The 13,082-nt window shown below is 42.5% G+C and carries 13 protein-coding genes; all 13 read left to right on the plus strand.

Annotation, left to right across the window (positions count from 1 at the left end; all coding sequences use genetic code 11):
• The first annotated feature begins 24 nt into the window (after positions 1-24).
• The 13 genes from BTO21_RS01715 (at position 25) to fliJ (ending at position 13,038) form a co-directional block, all read left to right on the plus strand.
• Complete coding sequence (locus BTO21_RS01715; protein WP_052672587.1) at positions 25-477, plus strand: flagellar protein FlaG; 453 nt, start codon at positions 25-27, stop codon at positions 475-477.
• 11 nt (positions 478-488) lie between these two features.
• Positions 489-1,931 carry a flagellar filament capping protein FliD gene (gene fliD, locus BTO21_RS01720; protein WP_045026974.1) on the plus strand — a complete coding sequence of 481 codons (1,443 nt, stop codon included), beginning with the start codon at positions 489-491 and terminating at the stop codon, positions 1,929-1,931.
• 9 nt (positions 1,932-1,940) lie between these two features.
• Positions 1,941-2,258, plus strand: coding sequence for a hypothetical protein (locus BTO21_RS01725; protein ID WP_045026976.1), 318 nt, complete (start codon positions 1,941-1,943; stop codon positions 2,256-2,258).
• Between the two features lie 52 nt (positions 2,259-2,310).
• Positions 2,311-2,712 carry a flagellar export chaperone FliS gene (gene fliS / locus BTO21_RS01730; protein WP_045026978.1) on the plus strand — a complete coding sequence of 134 codons (402 nt, stop codon included), beginning with the start codon at positions 2,311-2,313 and terminating at the stop codon, positions 2,710-2,712.
• Between the two features lie 250 nt (positions 2,713-2,962).
• Complete coding sequence (locus tag BTO21_RS01735) at positions 2,963-4,408, plus strand: sigma-54 dependent transcriptional regulator (protein ID WP_045026979.1); 1,446 nt, start codon at positions 2,963-2,965, stop codon at positions 4,406-4,408.
• 313 nt (positions 4,409-4,721) lie between these two features.
• Complete coding sequence (locus BTO21_RS01740) at positions 4,722-5,744, plus strand: sensor histidine kinase (RefSeq protein WP_045026981.1); 1,023 nt, start codon at positions 4,722-4,724, stop codon at positions 5,742-5,744.
• 29 nt (positions 5,745-5,773) lie between these two features.
• Positions 5,774-7,159 carry a sigma-54-dependent transcriptional regulator gene (locus BTO21_RS01745; RefSeq protein ID WP_045026982.1) on the plus strand — a complete coding sequence of 462 codons (1,386 nt, stop codon included), beginning with the start codon at positions 5,774-5,776 and terminating at the stop codon, positions 7,157-7,159.
• A gap of 60 nt (positions 7,160-7,219) precedes the next feature.
• Positions 7,220-7,531, plus strand: coding sequence for a flagellar hook-basal body complex protein FliE (fliE, locus tag BTO21_RS01750; RefSeq protein WP_045026984.1), 312 nt, complete (start codon positions 7,220-7,222; stop codon positions 7,529-7,531).
• Between the two features lie 62 nt (positions 7,532-7,593).
• Positions 7,594-9,339 (plus strand): flagellar basal-body MS-ring/collar protein FliF, encoded by a 1,746-nt coding sequence (fliF, locus tag BTO21_RS01755; RefSeq protein WP_045026985.1) that lies wholly within the window; start codon positions 7,594-7,596, stop codon positions 9,337-9,339.
• Positions 9,332-10,372: a flagellar motor switch protein FliG gene (gene fliG / locus BTO21_RS01760; RefSeq protein WP_045026987.1), complete on the plus strand. Its 1,041-nt coding sequence runs from the start codon at positions 9,332-9,334 to the stop codon at positions 10,370-10,372. The genes fliF and fliG overlap by 8 nt, the downstream gene beginning before the upstream one ends.
• A gap of 42 nt (positions 10,373-10,414) precedes the next feature.
• Positions 10,415-11,236 (plus strand): flagellar assembly protein FliH, encoded by an 822-nt coding sequence (fliH, locus tag BTO21_RS01765; protein ID WP_239997974.1) that lies wholly within the window; start codon positions 10,415-10,417, stop codon positions 11,234-11,236.
• Entirely contained in the window at positions 11,233-12,549 is a 1,317-nt protein-coding gene (gene fliI, locus BTO21_RS01770) for a flagellar protein export ATPase FliI (protein ID WP_045026989.1), read from the plus strand. The genes fliH and fliI overlap by 4 nt, the downstream gene beginning before the upstream one ends.
• A gap of 45 nt (positions 12,550-12,594) precedes the next feature.
• On the plus strand, positions 12,595-13,038 hold the full coding sequence (fliJ, locus tag BTO21_RS01775) for a flagellar export protein FliJ (protein WP_045026990.1): 444 nt from the start codon (positions 12,595-12,597) through the stop codon (positions 13,036-13,038).
• The last annotated feature ends 44 nt before the right edge of the window (positions 13,039-13,082 follow it).

The raw sequence follows: 13,082 nt of genomic DNA on the forward strand, positions 1-13,082 counted from the left end.
ACAAATATGCTCAAGGAACTGGCTATGGCGATCACTTCTATTGCTGCTGTAACAGGGTTATATACAGCTTCACAGACACTATTAAATACAACTCCAGTTAACAAGGCTAATCAGCCCGTATCTGATTCTGCTCACCGTGATCTACAGCCGATCGGCAAGCCATTGCCACTGATCCCAGCGTTAACGAATGTTGAAGATGTCAGTAATGTTAATCACCCTCTTGATAACAATCCGCTTAATTCATTCACATCTGATCCTATTGCAGAGCAAGAACGAATTAAGCAGATTGAACAAGTATTACAACAAGTTAATCGCAGCTTACAGTTTCATGTTGATGATGACAGTGGCGAGCATATTGCCACCATCGTTGATAAAACCAGTGGTGAAGTTATTCGCCAAGTTCCGGCACAAGAATTGCTAGAGTTAAACCAAAATTTAGCCAAGCATGCTTTGGGCTCTATCAGTAAAACAGTGTAGAGGACATAACTATGGGGTTAAGTGCTGCCGGAATGGCATCTGGGCTAGATATTGCAGGCATGACGCAGCAATTAGTTGCCGCTGAACGTAAACCAAAAGCAGATCGAATCACCACTCAGCAGAAGCAAGTTAATGTTTCCCTTAGTGCTTACGGTCAGGTCAAATCATCCGTCAGTGCAATGCAATCAATGCTAGAAAAGTTTGGCAAAGATGAAGCCTTTAATGGTCAAAAAGCAACGTCTGATAACAGTGATTATTTATCGATAAAAGCTACCGCTAAAGCCAAAAGCGGCGTGTATAACATTAACATTCAGCAAATGGCGCAATCGCATAAATTGATGGGTGAAGAACTATTCAGTGCTGATCCTGAAGCCTCTTTAGGTAGCGGTGAAATGGTGATTAAGGTCGGTGATAAATCAATGACCTTAAATATTGGTGAAGACAATGATGATTTATCGTCAGTGGTCGATGCGATTAATAACGCTGATGATAACCCTGGTGTTACCGCAACCTTAATCAATACTGGTAAAGATGGCGGTTCTCAAATTGTATTTTCAACCAAAGAAACCGGTGAGAAAAATACCATTGAGATTGATACTTCTGCCATGACGGGGCAGTTAGCGTCATTAGCTTATAAAGAAGGTATGGCGGATAGCAAAGTTGAGCAAATGCAGGCTGCTCAAGATGCCAAAATTATGATCGATAACTTCACCACCGTGACCAGCAGTAATAACACCTTTGAAGATGTGATTGAAGGGGTGACGTTAGATCTTAAAAAGCTCACGGGCACATCGGGTTCCGAGAACCCTGAAACCGATGATATCGATGTTAAATCCGTCAAAATCACCATTGAAAGTGATGAAAAAAGCACCAAAGATTCACTCAAATCGTTTGTTGATAGTTACAACAGCTTAATGGGCACGATTGATAAGTTAACTGGTTTTGATGCCGATAAAGATCCTGATGATCCCAATCGCGCAGGGGCATTGAACGGTGATAGCTTAACCCGTTCTGTGACTACACAAATGCGTAATTTGCTTAACGAGCCAATTGAAATTAATGGCAAACTTTATCAAATGTCTGATTTCGGGATTTCGATTCAGCGTGACGGTACCCTAGAGCTTGAAGAAGACAGCGATAAACTTGATGACATTATCAGTGAAAACTTTGCCGTTATCGGCCAGTTTTTTGCTCAAGAAGACAGTGGTTTTTTGGCTAAAGCCGATAAGTTATTAGACAGTTTTACTGATAAAACTGATGGTTCATTGTCAGTCAAAGAAGAAACGTTAAAAGAGCGCCAAAAATCGTTAGATGATGATATGACAGAGCTTAATAAACGCATGGTCGCTTATGAAGATCGTACTTATAAACAGTTTTTAGCGATGGATGAAGCCATCGGTCAGATGAACAATCAGCTTAGTAGCATGATGAGCTTAATGATGTCGTTTGACTAAGGATAACCAATGTCACAATTAATCACATTAGAACAATTAACCCAATTAGAGCACCAAATCGAGCAATTACTGTTAGCGGAAGAATACCCTGATGATTTTCCGCAGCAGCTTGAAAACTTAGTTGCCTTGCGTCATCAGCAAGTGGAGGTCGTGCTTAAACAGCCTGATTTATCACGGGCGGTATTTGATGATGTGGTGGCGCGTACGCAAGCGATGAAAGGGTTATTACAACAACATAAAGATCGGATTGGTGCGCAGTTAGTGCGTTCGAAAAAAAGTCCTAAATCATTATCGCTCTACAGCAATATTCAACAACACGGACAATAATCATTAGCGTTAGTGCTATTGATAACGTTTTAGCTATTTAAAGGATAATAATATGCGTGGTTCTCTTCAGGCATACAAGCAAGTTTCAGTAAATGCACAACTCGCTAGCGCATCACCGCATCGCATCATTCAAATGTTATACGCTGGTGCGATAGAACGCCTTATTCAGGGCAAAGCAGCGATGGAACAGGGAAATATCGCGGTTAAGTGTGAACGTTTATCTAAAGCGCTCGATATTGTATTAAGTCTGCGTGATTGCTTATCGATGGAAGAAGGCGGTGATATCGCTAAAAACCTTGATGCACTTTATGATTTTATGGGCAGTGAGATTTCTCGCGCCAATGCTGAAAATGTCACTCAGCCGATTGATGATGTGATTGGCATGCTACGTGAAATAAAATCAGCATGGGATCAAATTCCAACACAATATCACTACCTTACTGAAACTAATTAAGGGGTATTGATGATCGGCAATGGTAATCAGCATTGCCGACAATCGTTATTTCTAGTGTTTTTAAGCTAAAAATGGAATAAAAGCGGCTCAATTACATTGTTATTTGTATTGGTATCACAGCTTTTATACGTCAAATCTTGCCTTATGGTGCGCATTAATTACAATGTAGCTACTATCTTCTTGATTGTTGTTCTCTTCGTTATATTGAATGTACTGTCAAAGTGTACCTTTATAAAGGCAATATCCATCTATGCACGGTTTAGTAAATACGCTTGTTATTGATGACGATCCACAGCAACGTCATGATTTAGGTGTCATCCTTAACTTTATGGGTGAACATCATAATGCGCTGTCATCGCAAGATCTAACCATGTCACTGTGGGAACAGCCATGGGGGGTTTGCCTTTTAGGTACAATCACGAATACCAAGAGACTCAAGAGCATTATAGATATGCTTAAAATGTATCCACAGATCCCTGTGGTAGCATTGAGTGATCATCATGAACTTCTCGCTGCATTACCCAATTATATTGGTGATCTTAAATTCCCACTGCATTATAACCAATTAGCTGATGCCTTCCGTCATTGCCAAGAATACTTAGGTAAGCGTACTCATCAAGTGCCGTCGCTTGGGCGTAAAAACATGCTGTTTAGAAGCATGGTCGGCCGTAGTGAAGCCATCAGTGATATTCGACGCTTAGTCGAGCAAGTCGCTGCTTGTGATGCGAGTGTGTTGATTTTAGGTGAATCAGGAACAGGTAAAGAAGTGGTTGCGCGTAACGTGCATTATCATTCTGAACGTGGCAAAGGTCCGTTTGTTCCTGTGAACTGCGGCGCGATTCCACCAGATTTACTTGAAAGTGAATTATTTGGTCATGAAAAAGGCGCATTTACTGGCGCGATTTCAACCCGCAAAGGTCGATTTGAATTGGCCGAAGGTGGTACTTTATTTTTAGACGAGATTGGTGATATGCCAATGTCGATGCAAGTAAAATTATTACGGGTATTGCAAGAGCGTAGCTTTGAACGGGTTGGTGGTAGTCAAACTATCAAAGCGAATGTCCGTATTGTGGCAGCAACCCATCGTGATCTTGATAAAATGATCGCTGAAAGGTCGTTCCGCGAAGATTTATATTACCGCTTGAATGTGTTCCCAATTGATATGCCAGCGTTGCGGGATCGGATCGAAGATATTCCGTTACTACTGCAAGAGCTGTTAACTCGTATGGAAGCAGAAGGCGCGAAACGGATTCATTTTACCCCACGCGCGATTGCATCATTAATGTTGCATGATTGGCCGGGAAATATTCGTGAATTGGCTAATTTAGTTGAACGGTTAACGATTCTTTATCCGGGTGAAATGGTGGATGTTAATCATTTGCCAGTGAAATACCGTTATGGTCACCTCCCTGATTTTGTCCCAGAGGTTGGTACTACATCAATCGAAGAACAAGAACAGCAAGCGTTAGCAGATATGTTTGCCACTGGAGAAACGGATTCAACACCACTAGGTAACGACTTACCGCCAGAAGGGTTAAACCTGAAAGAAATGCTAGCAGAGCTTGAAGTGGAAATGATCCGCCAAGCACTGGATGCGCAATCTAGTGTGGTTGCACGTGCTGCTGATATGCTAGGTATGCGTCGAACTACTTTAGTTGAAAAAATGCGTAAATATGGGTTATCGAAAGACAGCTAATTTGTGTTAAGCGTTTTTATGAAAAAGCCACCGTCATTAATTTGGCGGTGGCTTTTTTTATGTTGTTTTAAAAGTAGTTGCTTAATAATTGGTCGCAATATATCGCTACTAGTAATATTTTAACGTCAAATATTATTGTGAATGCCGCATGATGAATGCCGAAAATCAAACGGAAGCGTTAAATTACCATTAGTGTCATAAAAGTGACACTAGTGGTTGGTGAAGTTCATGTTTAACCTGTTGATAAGTAACATTTAATAGTGGTATGTAACTTGCATTTAGTTACGATTGGCGTGTTGGTTTTAGGTTAATCATGAGTGACCCTACTGTAAGAATATTAGCGTTAAACCAGCAAGTTGAACGTTATCAGCAAGTATTACAAGTGATGCCTGTTGCCGTGATTTTGTTGGATGAAAAAGGGCTGATCACCGAAGCCAATCAGGAGGCTTTGCGGCTGCTTGGCGAACCATTAACGGGTCAACGTTGGGGCGACATTATTCAACGCAGCTTTGCGCCGCAACATGATGACGGTCATGAAGTTTCATTACGCAGTGGCCGTAAAGTGAAATTAGCCATCTCAGCTTCAGCGGCAGGGCAGTTAATTGTGATCACTGATTTAACCGAAACTCGACAGTTACAATCACGGTTAAGTGAAATGCAGCGCTTGTCGTCATTAGGGCGAATGGTGGCATCACTGGCACATCAAGTTCGAACCCCGCTTGCAAGTGCGTTGTTATATGCGGCTAATTTGGCCTCATCAGGGTTAACCCCAGCAACCCGAACGCGGTTTCAAGCTAAGCTGGTGGATCGATTGTACGATCTTGAAAAACAAGTCAACGATATGTTGTTATTTGCTAACGGCGGTGACAATAAAGTGGTGAGTGAATTTGATGTCGAAAGTTTACTCAACAGTTTAGAAGCGATGATAGAAACGCAAGTACTCAGCGATGATGTCGATTTTAGTATCGACTGTGATGATGAAACATTGCGGTTGCTGGGTAATGAAAATGCGTTAGCAAGTGCGGTGAGTAATTTGATCACCAATGCGATTCAAATGGCAGGCAAAGGGTGTCGAGTCGCAGTGCGCTGTCAACAACAGGATCAGATGTTACTTCTGAGTGTCAGTGATAACGGTCCCGGTATTGCCGCTGAGGATCAGCAAAAAGTGTTAGAGCCTTTTTTTACCACGCGTAAACAAGGCACAGGATTAGGATTAGCTGTGGTACAGATGGTGGTATCGGCTCATAACGGTAGCTTGCAATTAAGCTCACAACTTGGGCGTGGGGCAACCTTTACCTTGCAGTTACCGCTAGTCACATCAGATCACATTGGATAATGGTTCGAGTTAACTATGGAGAGTAAAAAATGACTCAAACGCGGGTATTAGTCGTAGAAGATGATGCAGGTTTGCGTGAAGCATTAGTTGATACGTTGGCGCTAGCGGGTTATCAATGGCTAGAAGCAGAAAGTGCAGAACACGCGTTAGTGCTATTGAAATCTGAACCGATTGATATTGTGGTGTCTGATGTGCAAATGGCGGGAATCGATGGTTTAGCTTTATTGCGCAGTATCAAATTACAGTGGCCGAAAATGCCAGTGTTATTGATGACAGCCTACGCCAATATTGAAGATGCCGTGGCGGCGATGAAAGAGGGTGCGATTGATTACATGGCGAAGCCATTTGCACCACAAGTGTTACTTAATATGGTTGGCCGTTATGCGCCGATTAAACGCCATCTTACGGATACTGTCGCTGTTGATCCCAAAAGTCTGCAGTTATTAGCGATGGCGGAAAAAGTCGCTAAAACCGATGCCAGCGTGATGGTGTTGGGGCCGAGTGGCTCTGGCAAAGAGGTATTGTCACGCTATATTCATGATCATTCATTGCGTTGTGATGGACCCTTTGTGGCAATTAACTGTGCTGCGATTCCAGAAAACATGCTGGAAGCGATGTTGTTTGGTTATGAAAAAGGCGCATTTACAGGTGCTGTGCAAGCATGCCCTGGCAAATTTGAACAAGCTCAAGCAGGGACTATTTTACTTGATGAAATCAGTGAAATGGATATCAGCTTACAAGCTAAATTATTACGAGTATTACAAGAGCGTGAAGTTGAACGCTTAGGTGGTCGAAAAAGTATTAAATTAGATGTGCGGATTATTGCAACCAGCAACCGTGACTTAAAAAGCTATGTTGCCGAAGGGCATTTTCGTGAAGATTTGTATTACCGCTTAAATGTTTTTCCAATCACATGGCCATCTCTTACTGAACGTGAGGGCGATATTGTGCCGTTAGCGCAGTTATTCCTACAACGTCATGCCAGTCAACAAGGTATCGCTATGCCGATAATTAGCGAATGCGCACAGCACAAATTATTACAATATTCATGGCCTGGAAATGTGCGTGAGCTTGATAACGTGATTCAACGCGCGTTAATCATTCACGATAACCTTATGATAACTGAGCAACATATTTTACTCGAAGGGCTTGATTGGCTACAGATGACCAATGCACCAGAGGTGTCTGAACCTGCCGTTGTCGCCACAGCTGCGATAACAGAAGCGGTATCATCAAATGTGATCGATAGTTTAGGTCATGAATTACGCGGTCAAGAATTTAATATTATTTTAGATACCTTAGTGGCTTGCCAAGGTAATCGTAAACACATGGCAGATAAACTGGGTATTAGCCCACGAACACTACGTTATAAGTTAGCAAAAATGCGTGATGCGGGTATTGAGTTGCCAGCGTAAGTTGATTTCCCACATGTAATAAATATTGGTTAGACTCTAAAAAGACAGTGAGATTATGCAATGAAAGTTAATGGACTAGCGAATGAAATGCAGACTCTGCGTTTAGAAGCACAAAACACTATCCGCCCCGCAACAGGGCAGCAAGTGAGTGCGGATTTTGGCAATTTACTCAACGATGCCATTAAGTCGGTAAATACCCTTCAAGGACAATCAAGTGATTTAGCCACCCGTTTTGATCAAGGTAATCGGAGTGTGTCGTTGTCGGATGTGATGATTGCCCGTAATAAATCCAGTGTGGCGTTTGAAGCGACGGTGCAAGTGCGAAATAAAATGGTTCAAGCCTACAAAGAATTAATGAATATGCCGGTATAAATGCCGTTGTTATTGTTGATGTGATAGCCGCATCATTTTGTTATATGTGTGAGTAATAAATAGTGTCAGATCAAATTGTTAATCAACAAGTTGCGGTTGCAAATAATAATACTGCACCGGTATTGCGAGATGCATCTCAAGATCCTGATCTTGCAGAGAAGAAAGCATCACGTACCGACAGTATTTTAGGCAACCTTGATCTGTTACGGCAGGTGATTTTAGTGTTATCAGTCGCCATTTGTGTTGCGTTAATCGTGATGATGGTGGTGTGGATAAAAGAACCTGAAATGCGTCCATTAGGCAGCTATGAAACCGAAGAGTTGATTCCTATTTTGGATCACTTTGATCAAAAGAAAATTGAGTATCAACTTGATGGCAATACCATTCGTGTGCCTGCCGATAAATACAGCAGTATTAAATTAGATTTAACCCGCAGTGGTTTAAACAGTCGCACCGCAGAAGGCGATGATATTTTATTACAAGACATGGGGTTTGGTGTTTCACAGCGACTGGAAAAGGAACGTTTAAAATTAAGTCGAGAACGCCAATTAGCGCGTGCGATTGAACAAATTAGTCAAGTGCGCAAAGCACAAGTGCTGTTAGCAATGCCAAAACAAAGTGTGTTTGTGCGCCATAATCAAGATGCTACCGCCACGGTTTTTTTGACCTTAGCTTCTGGCGGTGCGTTGGGTCAGCAAGAAGTGGATTCGATTGTTGATATGGTAGCAACAGCAGTGCCAGGTTTACGTCCCACTAGAGTAACGGTTACTGATCAACATGGGCGCTTATTAAGTTCTGGCACTGAAGATCCAAGCTCAACCGCTAAACGTAAAGAATATGAATTAGAGCGTAAACAAGAACAGTCATTACGTGAAAAAATTGATGCGATTCTAATGCCTGTTTTAGGCTTAGGTAATTATACCTCGCAAGTTGATATTGCGATGGATTTTTCCGCGTTAGAAGAAACCCATAAACGCTACAATCCCGCGACAGCAGCAACGCGAAGTGAGTTTACTCGTGAAGATAGCAATGGCGGTCAAGTGGTTGCTGGTATTCCGGGGTCATTGAGTAACCAGCCTCCCGTTAGTAGTTCTATTCCTGAAAATATTAAAGATATGCAGGCGGGTAGCAGTAGCGGCAATGGTCGTATGCACCGTGAATCAACCCGTAATTATGAGTTAGATACCACTATAAGCCATAAGCGCGCGCAAACGGGGGTGATTGATCGTCAAACCGTATCGGTTGCGATTGATTATAAATCGATTGTTGATCCTAAAACGGGCGAGATCACACGAACACCGATATCAGAAGCGGAAATTGTAAAGATTCGCCGTTTATTAATGGGCGGTATTGGTTTTTCAGAAGTACGCGGTGATTTACTTGAAGTGTTATCAGTGCCGTTTGCTTTACCAGAAGAACTGTTATTAGCCGACATTCCTATTTGGGAGAATCCTAATTTTAGCAGTTGGGTTCGATGGTTAGCAGCTGCATTAGTCATTATTGTCATCGTTGTCGTGTTAGTGCGTCCTGCGATGAATAAGCTGCTGTACCCCAATCAAACTGCGGATGGTACACCGTTAGATGAAAATGGAATGCCGATATTAACGCATAGCAATAATGGTGATGGTACTGGCTTGATTGGTGGTGAATTAGATGCTCATGAAAGTTTTGAATTGAGTAGTAGCAGTTTAGATCTGCCTAACTTACATAAAGATGAAGATTTACTGAAAGCGGTACGGGCATTGGTTGCCAATGAACCTGATCTTGCCGCGCAAGTAGTGAAAAGCTGGATGAATGAAGATGGCTAATGACGTAGCAACAGTTGACAATAAATTTGATATTAAAAGCCTTAATGGTGCAGAAAAAGCCGCAATTCTATTATTAAGTCTTAATGAACAAGATGCCGCCAGCATTATTCGTCACCTTGACCCTAAACAAGTGCAACGGGTCGGTGGCACCATGGCGAGCATGAAAAATTTAAATCAAGATAAAGTCTCTAGCGTTCATCGTTTATTTTTAGAAGAGATTCAAAAATACACCAGCATCGGTATGGGCAGTGAAGATTTTGTTCGTAATGCATTAGTGGCTGCATTAGGTGAGGATAAAGCCAATAACTTGGTCGATCAAATCCTGATGGGCAGTGGTTCGCGCGGGCTTGATTCTCTAAAATGGATGGATCCTCGTCAAGTTGCCAGCATCATTATTAATGAACATCCACAAATTCAAACCATTGTATTGTCCTATCTAGAACCTGAACAATCGGCTGAAATTTTATCGCAATTTCCTGAGCGAGTGCGGTTAGATTTGATGATGCGTATTGCTAACTTAGAAGAAGTCCAACCTGCGGCTTTACATGAATTAAACGATATCATGGAAAAACAATTCGCAGGTCAAGCGGGTGCGCAAGCGGCTAAGATTGGTGGCCTGAAGGCCGCGGCTGAAATCATGAACTACCTTGATAATAATGTTGAAGGATTGCTAATGGATCAAATTCGTGAAAACGATGAAGAGACAGCGACCCAAATTCAAGACTTGATGTTTGTGTTTGATAACTTGATTGAAGTTGATGATCGTGGCATTCAAATTCTATTACGCGATGTGCCGCAAGAGTTATTACAAAAAGCCCTTAAAGGTACTGATGATATGTTGCGTGATAAGTTTTATAGCAATATGTCTAAGCGCGCGAGTGAAATGCTGCAAGAAGATTTAGAGGCGATGGGGCCGATTCGAGTGGCTGATGTGGAAGCGTCACAGAAAGAGATTTTATCGATCGCCCGTCGTTTATCTGATTTGGGCGAATTAGTGTTAACTGGCAATGGTGGTACTGATGAATTCTTATAATAACGTGGTTATGTTCTTTATCGCGACTCGATGTGAATGTCGATGATGAGCAATGAACGTCGGCGTGGCTTTATGCGAGTATCAGAACATCAAGCACAAGAGCTTGAACGCTGGGCATACCCTGATTACAGCAATGAAGGGGATATTTTAGCGTCTGAAAATGCGTTTAATTATGATCATCAATACCATCTTGAACAGCAACAACCCGAGCCAGAACATGAGCTTGAACCCATACCTGCACCATTAACGGCCGCAGAATTAGAAGCGATGCAGCAATCTGCTTATGACGAAGGGGTTGAGCAAGGACGCCAAGCTGGGCATAGCGAAGGTTTTACCACGGGCCATGCTGAAGGTATTACCGCAGGGCATGATGAAGGGCTTGCGCAAGGATTACAGCAAGGATTGGAACAAGCCCAAGCACAAATTGATCACCACGTCGCGATGTTAGTGGCGGTGATGGATAAATTTGCTGATCCGATTGCTAAAGTCGATAGTGAAGTTGAACAACAATTATTGTTATTGGTGAATGGGTTAACCAAAGCGTTAATTCGAGTTGAAGTAAAAACCAATCCCCAAGTATTGCTCAATACCTTACGTGAAGTAGTGGCCACGCTACCGATTGCCGATCGCGCGATCAAAATGTACCTCCACCCAGACGATATTGCGTTAGTCCATGCGAGTTTTGATGAAACTGATTTACAGCAGCGTCAATGGACATTACTGAGTGAGCCAAGTTTACAACGGGGTGATTTACAGTTGGAGTGCGGTAGTTCCAGTGTTGATTATTTAATTGACGATCGTATTCAGCATTCATTAACTACTTTTAATGCGCTTAACAGCAATTTACAAGAGTCAACCCAATGACCCTTGCTGAGCGTTTAGGTCGCTACCAAACTGCGAATACCGCCTGTAAACCTGTTGCCTCTGGACGTTTAGATCGTGTCGTTGGATTAACCCTTGAAGCCATTGGTTGCCGCGCTCCTGTTGGCAGCGTGTGCAAAGTTGAAACCCTGAATGGCGAACTAGAAGCTGAAGTGGTTGGCTTTGCGGGTGAAACTTTATTTTTAATGCCGAGTGAGCAATTATCAGGGGTGATGCCGGGCGCTAAAGTAACCCCAATTTTACATAATAGCGGTATTCCTGTTGGTCCTGAATTATTAGGGCGTGTTATTGATGGCATTGGTAATCCATTAGATGGGTTGGGGCCAATTATTACCGAACAGCGAGCGGCATTTACTTCAGCTCCTATTAATCCCTTATCACGTAAACCCATTAAAGAACCATTAGATGTCGGTATTAAAGCGATTAATGGGTTACTCACTGTTGGTAAAGGTCAACGAATAGGTTTATTTGCTGGTTCTGGTGTGGGTAAATCGGTCACATTAGGCATGATGACCCGCGGCACTAGCGCCCAAATTGTAGTGGTGGGTTTAATTGGTGAGCGTGGCCGAGAAGTAAAAGAATTTATTGATGAGATTTTAGGTAAAGAAGGCCGTGAGCGCGCGGTAGTGATTGCAGCCCCTGCCGATGCTTCGCCGTTAATGCGTTTAAAAGGTTGCCAAACTTCTCTTACGATTGCGGAGTATTTTCGCGATCAAGGGTTTGATGTCTTATTGCTGATGGACTCGCTGACCCGTTTTGCTCAGGCACAGCGTGAAATTGCCCTTTCTGTTGGTGAGCCGCCCGCAACTAAAGGTTATCCGCCATCAGTATTTGCCAAGTTACCCGCACTGGTGGAACGCGCTGGTAATGGTAATGAAAACCAAGGTTCGATTACGGCTTTTTTTACCGTATTAAGTGAAGGCGATGATCTGCAAGATCCGATTGCTGATGCCTCACGAGCGATTCTTGACGGTCATATTGTGTTATCGCGTGAAATGGCGGATGCAGGTCATTATCCTGCGATTGATGTTGAACGTTCAGTGAGCCGTGTCATGCCAGCCATTGTCAGTGATGAACATATGCTGATGTCAAAAGCGGTGCGGCAGATTTTATCTATTTGCCGTAAAAATCAAGATTTAGTCGCTATTGGCGCTTATAAGCCCGGCACTGATGCCACTATTGATCAAGCCTTTAATTTTAAACCAAAGTTAGATCATTATTTACAGCAAGAAATGAAACAAGCGGTGCCGTATGAAATGTGTATCAATATGCTGCGTTCTACATTGGGCGGCTAATGATATTCGACGATGCGTAATTAAAGCGACAAGGTTATTAATAATATGCCATTGAGAACATTTGAATTACTGATAGAACAGGCGCAACAACAAGAACATCAAGCCAGCCTTGCCCTTACTCAAGCCCAACATGAACAACAAAACTATTTGCAGCAATTAGCTCAAATTGAGCAGTATCGATTAGATTATTGTCGCCAGCTTTCTGAACGAGGGCAGCAAGGGTTAAGTGCCAGTCAATACAGCCATTTACAGAAATTCTTAACCCAACTTGATACCACGCTAGAGAAGCAAAAACAGGCTGGTGGCTATTTTGCTAATCAAATTGAGCAATGTCGTCAGCATTGGCAAGCGATGCAGCAAAAAAAACGTGGCATTGAATGGTTATTGGAAAAAAAACAGCGTGAACGGCAGCTTTTTTTGAATAAACAAGAACAAAAAATGATGGATGAATTTGTAACGTTACAATTTGCGCGCCGTCAACAACGGTAGAAGTAAAAAACTGGTTTGCTTTTTGCATTAACGTAGAACATCAA

This window comes from Photobacterium phosphoreum (genome assembly GCF_002954725.1).
GTDB lineage: Bacteria > Pseudomonadota > Gammaproteobacteria > Enterobacterales > Vibrionaceae > Photobacterium > Photobacterium phosphoreum.